General features: G+C 70.2%; 18 protein-coding genes. 7 read left to right on the forward strand and 11 right to left on the reverse strand.

The window, feature by feature from the left end:
• Nucleotides 1–259: 259 nt before the first annotated feature.
• The 3 genes from G5C62_RS13840 to G5C62_RS13850 all read right to left on the reverse strand — a co-directional run bounded on the left by G5C62_RS13840 (nt 260) and on the right by G5C62_RS13850 (nt 1,858).
• Nucleotides 260–541, reverse strand: coding sequence for a type II toxin-antitoxin system RelE/ParE family toxin (locus tag G5C62_RS13840; protein ID WP_164701442.1), 282 nt, complete (start codon nt 539–541; stop codon nt 260–262).
• Complete coding sequence (locus G5C62_RS13845; RefSeq protein ID WP_164701443.1) at nt 538–819, reverse strand: type II toxin-antitoxin system Phd/YefM family antitoxin; 282 nt, start codon at nt 817–819, stop codon at nt 538–540. Before G5C62_RS13845 ends, G5C62_RS13840 begins: the two co-directional genes overlap by 4 nt.
• A 283-nt stretch (nt 820–1,102) precedes the next feature.
• Nucleotides 1,103–1,858 carry a site-specific integrase gene (locus G5C62_RS13850; RefSeq protein ID WP_164701444.1) on the reverse strand — a complete coding sequence of 252 codons (756 nt, stop codon included), beginning with the start codon at nt 1,856–1,858 and terminating at the stop codon, nt 1,103–1,105.
• A 98-nt stretch (nt 1,859–1,956) separates the two neighbouring features.
• Here G5C62_RS13850 and G5C62_RS13855 point away from each other — a divergent pair, with 98 nt between their 5' ends.
• The 3 genes from G5C62_RS13855 (at nt 1,957) to G5C62_RS13865 (ending at nt 4,410) form a co-directional block, all read left to right on the forward strand.
• Nucleotides 1,957–2,757 carry a DUF427 domain-containing protein gene (locus G5C62_RS13855; protein WP_164701445.1) on the forward strand — a complete coding sequence of 267 codons (801 nt, stop codon included), beginning with the start codon at nt 1,957–1,959 and terminating at the stop codon, nt 2,755–2,757.
• 28 nt (nt 2,758–2,785) lie between these two features.
• A complete protein-coding gene (locus G5C62_RS13860; RefSeq protein WP_164701446.1) occupies nt 2,786–3,271 on the forward strand; it encodes a hypothetical protein in 486 nt (161 codons plus the stop codon).
• Nucleotides 3,272–3,399: 128 nt separating this feature from the next.
• Complete coding sequence (locus tag G5C62_RS13865; RefSeq protein ID WP_206330632.1) at nt 3,400–4,410, forward strand: hypothetical protein; 1,011 nt, start codon at nt 3,400–3,402, stop codon at nt 4,408–4,410.
• A 56-nt stretch (nt 4,411–4,466) separates the two neighbouring features.
• Here G5C62_RS13865 and G5C62_RS13870 read toward each other — a convergent pair whose 3' ends face one another.
• From G5C62_RS13870 to G5C62_RS13905, 8 genes are all read right to left on the reverse strand, one after another.
• A complete protein-coding gene (locus G5C62_RS13870; protein WP_164701447.1) occupies nt 4,467–5,006 on the reverse strand; it encodes a carboxymuconolactone decarboxylase family protein in 540 nt (179 codons plus the stop codon).
• A 113-nt stretch (nt 5,007–5,119) separates the two neighbouring features.
• Nucleotides 5,120–5,770, reverse strand: a complete 651-nt coding sequence (locus G5C62_RS13875) for a cysteine hydrolase (protein ID WP_164701448.1) — start codon at nt 5,768–5,770, stop codon at nt 5,120–5,122.
• A 241-nt stretch (nt 5,771–6,011) separates the two neighbouring features.
• Nucleotides 6,012–6,458, reverse strand: a complete 447-nt coding sequence (locus tag G5C62_RS13880; protein ID WP_156119254.1) for a hypothetical protein — start codon at nt 6,456–6,458, stop codon at nt 6,012–6,014.
• Nucleotides 6,459–6,504: 46 nt separating this feature from the next.
• A complete protein-coding gene (locus G5C62_RS13885; protein ID WP_164701449.1) occupies nt 6,505–8,685 on the reverse strand; it encodes a glycogen debranching N-terminal domain-containing protein in 2,181 nt (726 codons plus the stop codon).
• A 3-nt stretch (nt 8,686–8,688) separates the two neighbouring features.
• On the reverse strand, nt 8,689–9,696 hold the full coding sequence (locus tag G5C62_RS13890) for an SDR family oxidoreductase (RefSeq protein WP_164701450.1): 1,008 nt from the start codon (nt 9,694–9,696) through the stop codon (nt 8,689–8,691).
• Nucleotides 9,697–9,745: 49 nt separating this feature from the next.
• Nucleotides 9,746–10,261 carry a hypothetical protein gene (locus G5C62_RS13895; RefSeq protein ID WP_164701451.1) on the reverse strand — a complete coding sequence of 172 codons (516 nt, stop codon included), beginning with the start codon at nt 10,259–10,261 and terminating at the stop codon, nt 9,746–9,748.
• Between the two features lie 44 nt (nt 10,262–10,305).
• Nucleotides 10,306–10,761 carry an SRPBCC family protein gene (locus G5C62_RS13900; RefSeq protein ID WP_164701452.1) on the reverse strand — a complete coding sequence of 152 codons (456 nt, stop codon included), beginning with the start codon at nt 10,759–10,761 and terminating at the stop codon, nt 10,306–10,308.
• Nucleotides 10,762–10,882: 121 nt separating this feature from the next.
• Nucleotides 10,883–11,803 carry a Crp/Fnr family transcriptional regulator gene (locus G5C62_RS13905; protein WP_164701453.1) on the reverse strand — a complete coding sequence of 307 codons (921 nt, stop codon included), beginning with the start codon at nt 11,801–11,803 and terminating at the stop codon, nt 10,883–10,885.
• Nucleotides 11,804–11,824: 21 nt separating this feature from the next.
• Here G5C62_RS13905 and G5C62_RS13910 point away from each other — a divergent pair, with 21 nt between their 5' ends.
• From G5C62_RS13910 to G5C62_RS13925, 4 genes are all read left to right on the forward strand, one after another.
• Nucleotides 11,825–12,289, forward strand: coding sequence for a hypothetical protein (locus tag G5C62_RS13910; RefSeq protein WP_164701454.1), 465 nt, complete (start codon nt 11,825–11,827; stop codon nt 12,287–12,289).
• 30 nt (nt 12,290–12,319) lie between these two features.
• A complete protein-coding gene (locus tag G5C62_RS13915) occupies nt 12,320–14,131 on the forward strand; it encodes a glycoside hydrolase family 15 protein (RefSeq protein ID WP_164701455.1) in 1,812 nt (603 codons plus the stop codon).
• A gap of 60 nt (nt 14,132–14,191) precedes the next feature.
• Nucleotides 14,192–15,199, forward strand: a complete 1,008-nt coding sequence (locus G5C62_RS13920; RefSeq protein WP_164701456.1) for an SDR family oxidoreductase — start codon at nt 14,192–14,194, stop codon at nt 15,197–15,199.
• 106 nt (nt 15,200–15,305) lie between these two features.
• The gene (locus tag G5C62_RS13925) at nt 15,306–15,470 is read left to right on the forward strand and encodes a hypothetical protein (protein WP_164701457.1); all 165 of its coding nucleotides are present in this window, start codon (nt 15,306–15,308) and stop codon (nt 15,468–15,470) included.
• The last annotated feature ends 40 nt before the right edge of the window (nt 15,471–15,510 follow it).

A 15,510-nucleotide genomic window follows, 5' to 3' on the forward strand; every position in this document is an offset into this window, starting at 1 on the left:
GTGCAGGTCAGGGGCCGGTCGATGAGCGTGGCCGCCCCTGTGACGCAGACGTCTGCGGGCCAGGTACGGCGATCCGCCCGGGACCAGCGATTGCGGCATCCAGACTGAGCCCCTTGGCATAGGGCAAAGTCGCAGGTCAGCGGTGCGCCGCGCGCCCAGATTGCGTCATAGCGGTGGTCGCGCACGTACTGCAACCGGTACTGCAACGCCGCCGGGAGTGCGCCGCCTTCAGTTGACTCGCCGCGCGGGCGCCGCCACGTCACCTCCGGTAGGCGTCTCGGCGGTGGGCCACGTCGACCACGGTCACCGCTCGGCTCTGGTCGTCGATTCGGTAGATGACGCGGTAGGTGCCACGGCGCGCGCTGTGTCGATCGTCCAGGGGAGGGCGGAGCTGCTTGCCGACCCGGTAGGGGCTGTCGAGCAGCGGCCCGACGATGAACTCGTAGGCAGCGGTCGCGACCGCTTCGGGCAAGTGCTCGGTGAGTTGACGGCGAGCGGTGGGGGTGATGGCCAGGACATAGCGGTCCTGGTCCGCGGTCATGGAGTGGCGCGACGGCGCTGCATGGCGGCGTCGAGATCCTCCACCGTCTCGGCATCACCGTGGGCGAGTTCGGCGTCGGAGGCGTGCAGTCTGCGCATGGCGTCGGCGTCGGCAAGGATCTCGATCGTCTCTTCGAGCGACTCGAGGTCCTCGGTCGCCAGGAGAACAGCGGACGGCTTGCCGTGCACGGTCACGTAGACCCGCTCGTGCTGGCCACTGACCTGGGCGACCAGTCTGGAGAAGTGCGCCTTCGCGTCCGCGAGCGAGAACGTCGTCATGGTCAAAAGTATGACTACATGAGTAGGAGTCGTCCAGAGCTTGCCGGGGAGGACTACGCCCAGCCGCACCGGCTGCGTCGCTCGGACTCGCCGATCTCGCACTGCAACCGGTACTGCAACGCAGTTCGCCCGGCCACGGATCTGCGTGGACGAACGCGGACGTCGTGCCCCTGTCACAAGCGGAAATGGCACGCCAGGGGACGTCGACGGACTGTCCGCCGAGAGCTGGGGGTCATGGGGTCGCAGGTTCAGTTCCTGTCAGCCCGACAGGCGGAGGTGCAGGTCAGGGGCCGTTTCCGGGAGACCGGGAGCGGCCCCGACTGTTGTCCGGTCGGGTTTGACCACCATCAGCCGACCCTGAGTTGGTCAGGACGGTGCCCAGGGTGGTGACGGCATCCCGCGAGACGTCGGGGGAGACGTGTCCGTAGACGTCGCCGGTGATGGCGATCGAGGAGTGGCCGAGGATGTCCGAGACCACCTTGAGGGGAACCCCGTGGGTGAGCATCACGCTGGCGGCTGAGTGGCGCAGGGTGTGGAGGCCGGCGTCGGTCAGACCGGCTCGTGCGGCTGCGACCTTGAACGCCCGCAGGGCGTTGTGTGGGTCGCAGGGCTCTCCGGTCTCGGTGGTGATTACGCGGCCGGTCTCCCGCCATGCCGAACCTGCGTGCAGCCGCTCCGCGGCCTGCGCGCGCTGCACGTTCCGCAGGAGGTGTTCGGCGGGCGCGGAGATCGGCACGAACCAGCTGGACTTGGCCGTCTTGGGCTCGGTGACGACCAGGACGCCGTTGATGCGCGCCAGGGTTCCCCGCACGCGCAGCGTCCCTCGGTCCAGGTCGACGTCAACCCATCGAAGCGCGAGCGCTTCGCCACGGCGCAGCCCGGTGTGGACGAGCAGTTCGAACAGGGGCGCGTACCGGGAGCTCCGAGCCCGGCAACGGCGATGGCGATGGCGGCGAGGCCCTGCGGCTGAAGGGACAACTGGGGGCCGACCGTCGCTCGCCGGCCCTGCGCACAGCGAACCGGGCCGCCCGTGCTGCACCGGCGTTCTGATGCTGCCGCGAGGACGTGGCAGCTGCCGGAGCTGTGCCGGCCAGGTCGGGGACGTGTCGGTGTCGGTGGCCCGGGTAGTCGCGGCGCATGAGCTTGACCAAGGGCAGTGGGCCGTTCGGGGAGCATCCGGCAGGAAGGTTCAACTTCGATCCTCACGCCCCCGAGCAGGTGCTGTACCTGGAGAGCTCGCCGCGGCGGGTCCGGGTCATCCTGGGCGGGACGGCGGTCGCCGACAGCACCGACGTGCACCTCCTGCATCCGCCGGGCCGGACGCCGACGTACCTGTTCCCGCGCGAGGACGTGCGCACGGACCTGTTCGAGCCGAGCGAGCGGCGGCGGTCCGACCCCGGGATGGGGGACGGCAGGTACTGGACGGTGCAGGTGGGCCAGCGGCGGGCGGTGAACGCGGCCTACTCGTGGGAGCACCCGCCGCCCACCGCGGCGGGGATCACCGGCCTGATCGCCTTCGACTGGGACTCGATGGACGGGGTGTTCGAGGAGGACGAGGAGGTCTTCGTCCACCCCCGAGACCCCTATACCCGTATCGACGTCCTGCGCAGCTCCCGTCGGGTGCGGGTGAGCGTCGACGGCACCATCGTCGCTGACTCCACCGCGCCGCGGATGCTCTGCGAGAGCGGCCTGCCCGTGCGGTGGTACCTGCCGCGCGAGGACGTGCGCACTGACCTGCTCGAGCCCAGCTGCACCACCACCCGCTGCCCGTACAAGGGGATCGCGCACTACTGGTCGCTCCGCCTGGGGAAGAGGTCCGAGAAGGACCTGGCGTGGACCTATCCCGACCCCTTCCACGACGCCGAGGCCGTCCGCGGGCTGTTGTGTTTCCCCGGCGAGCGGGTGGAAGTCGAGGTGGAGGACGTGGAGGGCGGTTGAGGCTCCTGCGGGCGGGTAGCTGGTCGCCATGTCCCTCCTCAACCGTTCAACCAAGCGCCCGTCTCTGGCGGCGAACGTCGGTCGCGGCGTGCTGGCCGGTGTGGCCGGCAGCCTCGTGATGACCGCGTGGCAGAAGCTGGTCGAGATGCCCATCTCCGAACGTGGGGACAGCTACGGCCCGGCGGACCTTACCGAGAGACTGCTGCCGGTGAAGCCCCGCAGCGATGCGGGGAGGAAACGGCTCAACTACGCCACCCACACCTCGCTGGGCGCGATGTGGGGTGCCGCCTACGGGGTGGCGGCCCACTTGGGCCTGCGCGGCGCGCGGGGCGCGGGGGCGACGTTCGGCGCCATCTACACCCAGGACCTAGTCATGATCACAGCCCTCGGGCTGGGCAAGCCGTGGACGTGGTCGCGCAAGGATTGGACCATTGACGTCCTGGACAAGGCCGTGAACATCGCCGCCACCAGCGCGATCTTCGACCGCGCCCTCGACCCTCGCGTGAGGCCATAGCGCCCGGCCCGTCACAGCGCGCCGCCGGGGCAGCCGTGCAGCCGACGGGAAGTTCGTCAGCACGGTGAACTCCTTGGCCACTACGCCCGTGGGGTAGCACGGAGCCCACTCGACGGGATCACGACGGCGTGACCACGTCGAGTGGCTCCGGAACTACACCCGATGCGTGGGCCTCGCACGTCCTGCTCATCGCCCCGGGTGCAGGCGAGTCGAGCGCCGAACTGGCGCCGCTGCTGACTGCCCTCAAGCAGCAGCCCTCGCGCAGCGCGGTGGCTGTGGTGGTGGCCAACGCACCCGCCCGAGCCGACGACGTCCGATGGCAGCTGACCATCGACGACGCCGGCGTTCTCCGCATCCCCGCGCTCGATCTCGAGCTCCGTGCCCACCAGCTCCCGGCCGAGGAGGCCGCCTCACCGGCGCAGATGCTCGTGCTGGCCGCCGTCACCGAGGACCGTCCCGTCCCGCCAGCCCATGGGGACGAGCCCTGGGACCGGCACTCAGACGCCTGCGGCGGTCTTCGGGTCGACGCGGCCGAGCCGTCGCGGCAGCCGCTACTCGGACCCGATGTAGCCGACGACGAGCCGGCGGCACGCCTGGCCCATCCATCCACGGAGACGGCCGACTCGGTCCTGCCGTTGCCTGCGCAGTCATACCTGGATCGCGCCGCGACCACCGAGCCCGACTTGCGCGCGTTGGCCCCTGCCACCGACGAGCGGGTCCGTCGCGAGGTCGAGAGCGCCGATCCCGACCTGGACAGCGACCTGGCGGAGTGGGCCGATCCCTCGTCACCGCGGCCGAAGTTGACGTTGCTTGATCCGGTCGAGGTCCGGGCCCAGGGCTCGCTGCCCGAACGCAATCCGCGTCGGCAGTTTTACACCGAGATCGTCGCCTACCTGGCGACCCGGCCGGGCGGCGTGACCAGCGAGCGCTACGCCACTGCGCTCTGGCCCGACGAACCGGACGTCGTCGGCGAGACCCGAGGTCTCACAGGCGAGGAGTCAACCGAACCTTGGGCAGTCCCGATCGCGTCCCATGCCGTGAATAGTCAGTTCTCGACTCAGGGGTTGCCCGTTCTAAGGGGTCTTGCGGGGCGGGTGCTTTCGCCCCCGCCCCGCAACCGCAGCACGGTTCAGCTGTGAAGGCAGTCGCCCGACCTCCTCTCGTTCGAGGCGGCCCGGGGGAGGGCCTTGGGGTCTCAGAGGGACGGAGCCGGCGGCAGGTCCAAGTCGGTCTGCACCAGGTGGTTGAAGTAGTTGGTGAACAGGTTCAGTGCGACGTGGACCGACGTCTCGGTGAGCTCGGCGTCGGTCCAGCCGGCATCGAGCGCTGCCTGCCAGGTGCTGTCCTGGACGGAGCCGATGCTGCCGGTCTGCTCGCGGACCAGAGTGAGGAGCGCACCCAGCTTCGGGTCCTCGACCTGTCCGCGGCGGATGTCGATCGTCTCCTGCTCGCTGAGCCCGGCCGCCTTACCCCCGGCGGTGTGCGCGGCCTGGCAGTAGGAGCACTCGTCGACGTTCGCCACCGCCAATGCGATGGCCTCACGGGTCCGGCCGTCGAACGTGCCGGTGTCCTGCATGACCTGCTGGATCGCGACATAGGTCTGCAGGACGGCGGGGGAGTGTGCCATCGCGCCGTGGATGTTGAGGACCTTGCCGAACTTGGCCTCGAGCGCCTTGAGCGCGTCGCGGCTGCCCTCCGGGGCGGAGTCGACGGTGTGGACGGGGATGCGGGTCATTGGCGTTCCTTTCATCGGGGTGGACGACGAGCTAGCGTCGGTCAGGCCAGCGTCGCGGGGTGCGTGGCTGTGCCCGGATGGCCACCTGGGTTGCCGTGTCCGGGGCTGGAGCGTCAGGCGGCGAGTGCCTGCACCGTTTCCTCGGTGGTCAGGACGGCGCCGGCGATGTACCGGAAGTTGGTCAGCGCGGCGGCGTATCCGTCGCCCATCTCAGGGTGCTGGGCGGCAGCGGTGGCGTCGGAGACGACGGCTACCTCGAACCCCTGCTCCAGCAGTTCGCGCAGGTGGCTCTCGATGCACAGGTTCGCCGACATGCCGGCGAGGACGACCTTGGTGATGCCGCGCTTGCGCAGTTGCAGCACGAGGTCGTTCTGCTCGGGTCCGTACACCTTGTGCGGGCTGCAGACGACGGTCTTCCCGTCCTCCAGGAAGGGCTTGTACTGCTCGAGCCAGTCGGCGCCCGAGCCGGTGAAGCCCTGCATCTGCAGCGGGCCGGGGCGGTCGAACATGCCGATCTCGTGCATCTTCTGCTCCAGCGTGCCGCCGAACTCCCACTTGTGGTCATGGGGGAAGTAGTAGTGCGGGCTGACGAAGACCGGCGTGCCGGCCTGCTTTGCGGCGATGAGCAGCTGTTCGATGTGCTCTACGGTGCCGTTCTCCTCGACGTTCTTGCCGACCAGCTCCCACGTGACGCCTTCGGGGCTGAGGAAGTCGTTCTGTGGATCGGTCAGAACCAGTGCGGTGTCACCGGCGGTGAGCTGCATGGGGGCCTCCAGGTCGGATCAGGGTGGAACTCCGGTGCCGGGGCCATGCCCGGAGGCGAGATGTTGAGGCGTCAACTGTCATCCCGGATGCCAAGTCGACTGACGGTGAGTCCCCCCGCGACTGGCTCGCCGCAAACCTGTCTCAGCCCGCATCCCCGGGACCATGCGGTCACCGGTCGGCTGACGCCGCAGCCTGCGCGGCGGCTGCGTCTCCGCGGACGGGGGGAGCGGGTGGCCGTGCTCACTGCCCGGACATGGGGAGGAACCACGCGGCGAAGGCCAGAGCCCAGACCATGTGGGCCACCGCCAATGACAGGGGGGAGCTGTTCCGGTTCATCACCGGTGCCAGCCACGGCATGATCAGGTATTGGTAGGAGGCCCAGTGCACGACGGCGTATCCGAGGATGAGCAGGATCTGGAGCAGGGCCGGCCACTGGTCGACGTGTTCGGCGATGGCCACCCCGTACAGCCAGCCCATGAAGGCCGAGGCGAGCGCATGCAGGGCCATACCGACGAGGAAGCCGCCGAGCAGGAACCGCCCGGTGTCGACTCGCGGCCCCAGCAGCATGGAGGCGATGAGATTCGGTGGTCGCCAGAAGCCCTTGCCCCTCAGTGCTGCCTCGAGCATCTTCTCGATGCTCATGACAGCGCCGGCGACGAGCCCGGCGATCGTGGCTGTCAGGACCATGGCGCGTGGGGCCGTAGGGACGTCGCTCGGCAGGGGGTGGGCTCGCTCATCGGGACACCAGGCTCTCCACGGCCCGTGCCGTGCGCGCCTGTGGCGTGCGCAGGGACGGTCGCTGCCGGACGAGCAACCGACCGGTCCGGACCTGTGCGCGCCACTTGGTGCGGTCGCCGTGGCGCCAGACATGTAGGTCGACCGTGGCGTCGCCGATGCGCAGCCGCCGGAGGTTGAGTTCTGGGAGCCAGTCGGGCAGTCGGGGGTCGAGCAGCAGCAGGTGTGCCGGGGCCACCGGCCGGACCCCGAGCAGCGCCTGGATCATGAGCACGGTTCCGCTGGCCGACCAGGACTGCGGAGCGTTGGCCTGGGGATAGACGCCCGGGTGGGGATGGTCGTCGTCCCGGGTGAGCCCGCCGACGGCCTCGGGGATCCGGTTGGCGGTGAAGAGCTCGGCCGTGTCGAACAGTCCCCGTGCCAGTCCGTGGAGCTGCTCCCAGCAGCCGTAGCGACCGAAGCCGGCGGCGATGGTGCCCTGTTCGACGGCCCAGACGCTACCGAGGTGGTAACTGAACGGGTTGTAGGCGGGGTTGTCGGTGGACAAGGTGCGGATGCCCCAGCCGGAGAACATGTCGGGCTGCATGAGCCGGGCAGCCACCCGCTGTCCCTGTTCCGGGGTGGCGACGCCGGTGAGGAGCATGTGCCCGGCGTTGCTCGTCACGGGAGTCAGCGGCCGGCCGTCGGAGTCGAGGCCCAGTGCATAGATGCCGGCGTCCTCCAGCCAGAGCCGGTCGTTGATCCGCTGACGCAGCCGGGCGGCCTGCGCCAGCAGCCGGCGGGCGTACAACCGGTCCCCGGCCGCCACCAGGACGGGAACGATGTTGCGCAGCGCGGAGTACCAGTAGCCCTGGAGCTCGCAGGTGATCAGCGGGTCGGACTGCACCTGCCCTTCGGCGTCGACGATGGCGTTGGGTGCGTCCTTCCAGCCCTGGTTGCGCACCCCCTTCGGCGAGCGGCGGCGGTACTCCAGCAGGCCGTCGCGGTCGAGGTCGCCGTAGCGGTCGAGCCAGGTCAGGGCTCGGCGGGCGGCCGGCAGCAGTTGGAGGGCTGTGTCGCGGTCGCCGGTCCAGGCGTAGTACTGGCCGAGCATGGCGACGTAGTCGACCGGGGTGGCGTAGTCGCCGTAGTACCGGTCGAAGGGGTTGTCGCCTCGCGCGGAGGCGGGGGCGTCGCCGGCCTGGTGGATCATGGCGCCGGGTTCCTCGTCGCGCCAGTCGTCGATGCGCTCGCCCTGCAGGGCGGCGTTGACCCGGAGGGCGTCGCGCAGCGGGCTGCGCAGCGCCAGCAGCGCCTGCCAGCCGGTGGTGAGGGTGTCGCGGCCGAAGAACTGGTCGTAGAGCGGAACCCCGGCGATGAGCGCGTTCGGCCCCTCCTCGAGACCGAGCGGCAGGCTGGCCAGGTCGGCCACCGCGGTGTCCCAGGTGCGCTGGACCGTGGCATCGGACGCCTCCAGGAGCGGGGGTTCCTCGCCGAGGCGCCGGCTGACCAGGGCGGCGGTGGACCCGACGGTGAAGGCGCCCGCGCCCGGTCGGTGTTCGCGGCCGTCGACGACCGGGCAGACGGCCACCTCGATGCGGCGCCTGCCGCGGGCCGGCACGGACAGCGGGATGGTCAGGCGGCCGTCGTTCCAGCCTGCGTCCGTCTCGTCGAGGACCTGGACACGCACCGCGCGGTCGAGCTGGTCACTGTCCAGTCGGAGCTCCAGCCGGCGCCGCTCGGGATCCCACGACGCGAGCGCTGGACCGGTGGGGTCGGGTGTGCCGGCGTCGGCCTCGGCAGTGCCGCTGAAGTCCGCCGCCAGGTGCAGACCGAGGACCAGGTGCCGGTCCTGATGGGTGTAGTTGGCGATCTCGGCGCGCAGGCGAAGGCCGTCGCCGACGAAGGCCGAGAGCTCCAGGTGCGCGCCGGTGACCTCGCTGAACACCTCGGTCTCCTGCAGTTCCTGTGACTCGGGCACTTCGGCGTAGCCGAGCAACGCGGCGTGGGACACGTCGCTCCAGGCGAACGGAGTCACCTGCTGGCCGTCGATGCTCCAGCTCAGCCGGGAGAGCATCCGGGTGTTGTGGAAGTAGAAGCCTTCCGCGCCTTCTCCGGTGCACAGGCCGAGCGGGCTGGTGACCAGCAGCGAGCGGTCCCGGTAGGCGAACCGCTGGTGCGGTCGGGTGCGCAGCTCCACCGGTCACCGCCTCCCGCGGCGCAGGGCCGTGACGGTGAGGAGGGCGCCTGCGGCGAGGAGGGCCCGGATGCGCTGCGGATGCTGTTCCAGCACGGTGGTGTAGACGCTGGTGGACTTGGCGCGCTGCCCGAAGCTGCCCTCCACCGCACCCGGTCCGCTGCTGGCGGTGAAGAGGTTGTCGGTGCCGACGTCGGGCCGGTCCGTCTTCTGCTTCTGCACGGTCTTGCCGACCCGCAGCACCAAGGTCGGGGCGGACCGGGGCGCGATCCGGTGCACCATCTCCAGCATCTTGCCGCCCCCGCCGACCACCATCCGCGGCTGCGGGTGGGAGATCGCGTGCAGCACGGCGTCGGCGACGACCCGGGGCTGGTAGATCGGCGGGACCGGCTGGGGGAGGACCCCCATCTTCGACCGGGCGTGCTCGAACAACGGGGTGTTGATCGACGAGGGCAACAGCGTGCTGACCGTGACCGGGCTGCGCTCGTGCTCCAGTTCCATCCGCAGCGACTCGGCGAACCCGAGGATGCCGTGCTTGGCCGCGACGTAGGGCGCCTGCAGCGGGACGGCCTGGACGGCGAGTGCGCTGGCGACGTTGACGATGCCGCCTTGGCCCTGCGGGCGCATCTGGTCCAGCGCGGCCTTCATCCCGTGGATCTGGCCGAGGAGGATCACCTGGATGGCCCGGGTGATCTCTTCGGCGCTCAGCTGGTGGACCTCGCCGTAGACCGCGGTGGCCGCGCAGTTGACCCAGGTGTCGATGCGCCCGAACCGCTCGACGGTCTCGCGGGCCAGCCCCTCGACCTGCGGCCACTCCGCCACATCGGTGGGGCGGACGAACGCCGTGCCGCCGAGCCGGGTCACTTCGGCTTCCAGTGTGCGTAGTGCTTCCTCGTTGCGGGCGGCGAGCACGACGGTGGCGCCGTGTTCGGCAAGGAGAAGTGCGGTCTCGCGGCCGACGCCGGAGGAGGCGCCGGTGACCACGACGACCTGGTCATGTAGCGGGCGGGGCATCGTTCGACCTTTCAGCGGGAGAGATGGACGAGGGAGCCGGCGGGCCGACTCAGGAGGCCAACAGGGCGTAGACCAGGCCGACGACCAGCCCGTACACGACGTGCCCCATGACCAGCCCTGGCGGCGTGGAGGCCCCGTAGTTCTTGGCGAAGAACCCCGGCGGCTCCAGCTCCACCGGAGAGCCGGACGCAGCGGACGGGGCGGTGGTGGCTCCAGCGTGCATCCGCGGGTGCATGGCCGGCAGCATCGCCATCGCCATCCCGGCGATCAAGCCGTGCACGATCCCGAAAAGAGCGCCGACCCACCAGGCGTTGCCCGAGTCCACGTCGAGCCAGGCGAACAGCAACCCGTAGATCGAGCCGATCACCAGGGCGCTCATGACGAACAGGTGCATCATCAGACCGATCGCCTTGGCTTTGCCCCGGTCGCCGGTGAACATCGATCCCTCGATCAGGGCCATGTCCATCCCGGTCTTGCCGGCCTTCTGCATCATGGTCATCATCGCGGTCATCACCACGCCGCCCGCCAGGCCGGCGATCACTGCCGGCCAGAACTCGAAGTCCATGTCGTCCTCCTGAAGAGTCTCGGTGGGTGGGGTCGGGTCGGCGGCTAGCGCGCGGCGCGGGCCTCGACCAGTTCCTTCAGGTTGTGCAGGGAGTGCTCGAGTTCGCGCTCGTTGCGCCGCTCGGCGTAGGCCGAGTCGAACAGCTCACCGACGAGGCCGCCGGGCAGTTCGTAGTCCAGCTCGACGTCCACCCGGCTCCCGCCGTCGGTCTCCTCGACGGTCTGCACCATGCGCAGCAGCCCGCCGCCGGGCGCTTCCGAGGAGTACGAGACTCGCTGTGGCCGCTGCAGCTGGGTGACCTCCCACGTGCTCTCCAGGTTCCGACCGAGCACCCGGAGGGTCTGGACGAACGTGTCGCCCTCCTCGATCGGCTTACGGGGGGTCCCGTGGGTCTCCACGGTGATCGTCGACCAGACGGGCAGCAGGTCGAGGTCGGTGAGCGCCTCGAACACCTGCTCCCCGGAAGCGCTGACCTCGATGCTCTTGTCGATCTTCGCCATTCCGCCACCTCCGCAGCCGCACCCCGTCACTCCCGATGAACGACGGCATCGCGGCCCCTCTGTGGTGGTCGGCGTGCCCCTGCTCGACCCACCGGAACGCAGAATGCGCCCTAGGTGACGTTCACCGGGATGCCTGGGGGAGAAGGTCCCCGCCGAGCAGCGCCTCGAGCCCCGGGACGTCCAGCAGCTCGACCTGCCCGTAGCCGCTCCTGATCAGCCCCGTGCTCGTCAGAGCGCGCATGACCCGGCTCACCGATTGGCGCCGTGCGCCGACCAGGTCGGCGATCACTTCGTGGGTGAGCCGGACGACGAGCTTGCCGGACTCCTGCTCCTGCTGCTCCAGCAGGATGAACGCCACCTGAGCTTCCAGTCGGCGAGTCATCATCACCGCGAGCCGGCGACGGTCCGCGTCCAGCCGTCGGGCGATGGAGGCCATCCAGCGCAGACACAGCGCGGGGAACTGCTGCAGCAGGCGCATCCACTCCTCATCGGATATCTCGATGATCCACGTCCCTCGTGAGGCGACGGCGTCGAAGGGCATCGGCGAGCCGAGCAGAACGGGAATGTCGGCGATGACGCCGCCGCGGCGCACCAGTGCCATGACGACCCGCCCGCCGCTGGGAAGCCGGGCCAGCAGCTCCAGTTCGCCGTCGAGGACCACGAGGACGCGGTCGGTGTGCTGGCCGGCGGCGGCGAGCAGTTGTCCGGCGCGCACTCCTCGGGGGGTGCCGGCTCGGCGGAGGTGGGCGAGCATCTCTCCTTCCAGCAGCGTCAGGTCATGGCGGGCGGACACTCCGCTGATCCAGCGGTCCGGCGGACCGACCGGCATGGCTGCTCCTTCCGTCGGCGGTGCTGCTGATCGTGCCTGTGCGCCGCGCTTGACGCTTCTCGTGCTGACCGGCCGCCGGGGACGGATGCAGAGATCATCGGACGCATGGACGCCGGGACTGTCACCTGGAGTGCAGTCGCCGTTTCCCGGGACGCCCGTCGAGCACCACGCTCTCAAGTCGGCCGGGCCCCGGCCGCTGCCGGGCGGTGCCATCCGTTGAATCGGGGAGGGGCGATGGAGACAAGAAGGCTGGTCACCGAAGCGGTGCGGGCCGGCGCCGAGGAGGCGATGCGGGACGGCGCGGCGATCCGCCCCGACTGCATGGTGCACCGGGTCAACACCGACGTCCGGTCGGGCTACCGGCGTGACGTACTTCCGGCGCGACGCCGACGGCAACGTCCACGAAGAGCAGCAGCGCGCGCCGATCGTCACGTCAGCGCTTACTCGATCGAGACGCCCCGTCTGCTCCTGTTGTCGGCCTCATCGACGCGCCCTGACGGACTGCCCACCAGCAGCGGCCTGGTCGGCAAAGGCTTGATGATCGAAGCTGGGACGTTCCCGGCCTCTACATCTGGCGACGGCAGCGTCTTCGTCACCTCAGGAGTCTCCAACCCGAGCCTGAGCATCCAGGCGATCGCCGCCCGCACCGCCGACCAGTTGATTGCCGCCGCCGCCGCCGGCCGACGAGCCGAACCGTGAGGCACTCTGTTCCAGCAAGGAGCCCCCGCCATGGCCGATGACACCGCGGGGCCGCCCCTCGCCGCCTACGGATTCCTGTCCGACTGCTCGTCCGCTGCACTCATCAGTACCGGTGGCTCGGTGGACTGGTGGTGCCTGCCCCGGTTCGACTCGCCGTCGGTGTTCGGCCGGCTGCTGGATCCCGCCGCGGGCCACTGGCTGCTGGCGCCGAAGGATGAGTACACGGCCGAGCGTGAGTACGTCGAGGACACCCTGGTCCTGCGGACGGTGTTCCGGACGGAGTCGGGCGCTGTCGCGATCACCGACGCGCTGAGCCTGCAGCCGGGCGCGCGGGGGCACGACATCGGGCTTCGCTCGCCGCACGCGCTGCTCCGCCTGGTGGAGGGGCTCGAGGGCGCGGTCACCCTGCAGACGACGGTCTCGCCCCGCTTCGAGTACGGGTTGACCGCGCCGCGCTGGTCGGGCGATCGGGGCTCCTGGTCGGCCCACGTCGGGCCGGTGGCGTTGCGGCTCACCACTCCTGTCGATCTGCACGCTCACGACGGTGACCTGCGCGGTGGGTTCCGGGTGGGGGCGGGGGAGCGGGTTGGCTTCTGCCTCGCGTTCACGTCGCCCTACGAGGACGACGGCGGGCTGGACGCGGAACCCGCGGAGGCGATCGAGGACACGGTGGCGGGCTGGCGGTCCTGGTCGGAGTTGCACCGCGGGTACCAGGGACGACATGTCGCCCAGGTGCGCCGCAGTGCCCTGGTGCTCCAAGGATTGACCTATCAGCGGACCGGTGCGGTGGTGGCGGCGGCGACCACATCACTCCCCGAGGAGCTGGGCGGCAGCCTCAACTGGGATTACCGCTTCGCCTGGCTGCGTGACGTCAGCCTGACCCTGCAGGCGCTGTGGGTCGCAGCCTGCCCGCACGAGGCCAACCGGTTCTTCGACTGGCTGACCGCCGCGGTGGGGCAGGTGGGCGATGCGCCGCTGCAGATCATGTACGGGGTGGAGGGGGAACGCGACCTCACCGAACACACCCTCGACCACCTCGCGGGCTACCGGGACAGCCGGCCGGTGCGGGTGGGCAATGACGCCTGGAAGCAGCGGCAGCTGGACGTGCTCGGGGAGATCCTCTTCGCCGCGCACCTGCTGCGGGAACACGTGACGCCCTTCAGTGAGGCGACTCAGGACCTGTTGATCACCCTGGCCGACCAGGCCGCCCGGGACTGGCAGCAGCCCGACGCCGGGATGTGGGAGTCCCGCGACCAGCCGCGCCAGTACACCTCCTCGAAGGTGATGTGCTGGGTGGCGCTGGACCGCGCCATCGCGCTTGCCGACGACCTTGGCGACCGCGCTCGGCCCGACGAGTGGAAGCGCGCCCGCGAGGAAGTCCGCGAGACGGTGCTGGAGCGAGCATGGAGCGAGTCGGCGGGCGCCTACGCAGGAGCTTTCGGGTCGGACTCGCTGGACGCCTCGGTCTTGATGATGCCGCTCGTCGGCTTCCTGCCGGCCGACGATCCACGAATGCTGGCGACCATTGAGGCCGTCCGTGACCGGTTGACCGACGGATGGCTGGTGCGCCGCTGGGACGGAGACACCGCCGGCTTCCTCATCTGCAGCTTCTGGCTGGTCGAGTGCCTCGCCCTGGCCGGCAAGGTCGAGCAGGCCGAGAGCCGGTTCGACCATCTCCTCGAGTACGGCGGCGAACTGGGCCTGTTCGCTGAGGAGGTCGACCCGGCCAGCGATGAACAGCTGGGCAACTATCCGCAGGCGTTTTCCCACGTCGGTCTGGTCAACGCCGCCTGGCGGCTGACCCAGTGCACATCGAGGCAGGACCTCGATGACGTCCAGTGAACCCGGCGGCGGACCAACGGCGACGTGCTGCTGGTACCCGGCCCCTACAAGAGGAGAAGCATGACCCGATCAAATCGTTCCCGGCCCCAGGTCGTCGTCGTCACCGGCGCCAGCGCCGGACTCGGCCGAGCCATCGTGCACGCCTTCGCCGACCGCGGGGACCGCGTGGCCCTGCTGGCCCGGAACCGGACGGGACTGGAGGCGGCCGCAGAGGAGGTCCGGGCACGCGGCGGTACCGCCCTGGTGGTGGAGGTCGACGTGGCCGACGACGGCCAGGTCGAGTCGGCCGCGCAACGGGTGGAGCAGGAGCTGGGCCCCATCGACGTGTGGGTCAACAACGCCATGGCAGCCGTCTTCTCCCCGTTCCTCGAGGTCAGTCCCGAGGAGTACCGGCGGGGTGTGGAGGTCACCTTCCTCGGCTCGGTCAACGGAGCCCGCGCTGCGCTGCGCCGGATGACCGAGCGCGACACCGGCCACCTGATCCAGATCGGCTCGTCCCTGGCGTTCCGCGGCATCCCACTGCAGTCGGTGTACTGCGCATCCAAACACGCGCTCAACGGCCTGTACGACTCCTTGCGGGCTGAACTGCTGCACGACGGCAGTCGGGTCCAGATCACCTCGGTCCACATGCCGGCGATGAACACCCCGCAGTTCCGGCTGGGGCTGGCCAAGATGCCGCACAAGGCCCAGCCGGTGCCACCGATCTACCAGCCGGAGGTCGCCGCGCGTGCCGTGGTCTGGGCGAGCGAACACCGACGCCGGGAGGTCTGGGTCGGCGCCTCCACCGTCGCGACCATCCTCGGCAGTCGAGTGGCCGGCGGGCTGCTGGACCACTACCTGGGCCGCACCGGCTACTCCTCCCAGCAGACCGACGAGCCCGCCGACCCAGACTCGCCGAACTACCTGTTCTCCCCGGTGCCCGGGGACCACGGCACCCACGGCCCGTTCGACGACCAAGCGCACACCCGCAGCGTCCAGCTACCGGTGAGCCTGCACCGTGGTGCCGTCCTCACCGGCCTGACAGCCCTCGGCGCGGCCGCCGTCGGCCTGGCACGCCGGCACCGGTAGCCAGCAAGGTCGCCATCCGTCGGCCGAGACCTCCCCCTCACGCCACCCGATCACAACACCGCGCCAACCAGCGGGAGGTGAGGACACCTACCTGGGAGGAAGACGAATGCTGAGCTACTCCGGCTTCACCGCGAGGCCGGGCATGGCAGCGTCCAACGGGCGCGGCGCTCGCGCCGCCGATCGGACGCGGCCGGTCCGGGACGTTCCCGCGCTGGACGCCGACCAGATGCGGGAGGTGGACTGGCTCATGGTCGGCGAGCTGCACAGGTGAGCGACCAGAGTGCTCCGCCAGACGAGGGACCCGCCGCGCC

It is taken from the genome of Modestobacter sp. KNN46-3, from assembly GCF_011039295.1.

Bases quoted from the DNA above. Each gene is read 5' to 3' on its own strand.
- G5C62_RS13840 (WP_164701442.1), bottom strand. From the start codon at position 541: ATGACCGCGGACCAGGACCGCTATGTCCTGGCCATCACCCCCACCGCT.
- G5C62_RS13845 (WP_164701443.1), bottom strand. From the start codon at position 819: ATGACGACGTTCTCGCTCGCGGACGCGAAGGCGCACTTCTCCAGACTG.
- G5C62_RS13855 (WP_164701445.1), top strand. From the start codon at position 1,957: ATGAGCTTGACCAAGGGCAGTGGGCCGTTCGGGGAGCATCCGGCAGGA.
- G5C62_RS13860 (WP_164701446.1), top strand. From the start codon at position 2,786: ATGTCCCTCCTCAACCGTTCAACCAAGCGCCCGTCTCTGGCGGCGAAC.
- G5C62_RS13870 (WP_164701447.1), bottom strand. From the start codon at position 5,006: ATGACCCGCATCCCCGTCCACACCGTCGACTCCGCCCCGGAGGGCAGC.
- G5C62_RS13875 (WP_164701448.1), bottom strand. From the start codon at position 5,770: ATGCAGCTCACCGCCGGTGACACCGCACTGGTTCTGACCGATCCACAG.
- G5C62_RS13880 (WP_156119254.1), bottom strand. From the start codon at position 6,458: ATGGTCCTGACAGCCACGATCGCCGGGCTCGTCGCCGGCGCTGTCATG.
- G5C62_RS13890 (WP_164701450.1), bottom strand. From the start codon at position 9,696: ATGCCCCGCCCGCTACATGACCAGGTCGTCGTGGTCACCGGCGCCTCC.
- G5C62_RS13895 (WP_164701451.1), bottom strand. From the start codon at position 10,261: ATGGACTTCGAGTTCTGGCCGGCAGTGATCGCCGGCCTGGCGGGCGGC.
- G5C62_RS13900 (WP_164701452.1), bottom strand. From the start codon at position 10,761: ATGGCGAAGATCGACAAGAGCATCGAGGTCAGCGCTTCCGGGGAGCAG.
- G5C62_RS13905 (WP_164701453.1), bottom strand. From the start codon at position 11,803: ATGGCACCGCCCGGCAGCGGCCGGGGCCCGGCCGACTTGAGAGCGTGG.
- G5C62_RS13910 (WP_164701454.1), top strand. From the start codon at position 11,825: ATGGAGACAAGAAGGCTGGTCACCGAAGCGGTGCGGGCCGGCGCCGAG.
- G5C62_RS13915 (WP_164701455.1), top strand. From the start codon at position 12,320: ATGGCCGATGACACCGCGGGGCCGCCCCTCGCCGCCTACGGATTCCTG.
- G5C62_RS13920 (WP_164701456.1), top strand. From the start codon at position 14,192: ATGACCCGATCAAATCGTTCCCGGCCCCAGGTCGTCGTCGTCACCGGC.
- G5C62_RS13925 (WP_164701457.1), top strand. From the start codon at position 15,306: ATGCTGAGCTACTCCGGCTTCACCGCGAGGCCGGGCATGGCAGCGTCC.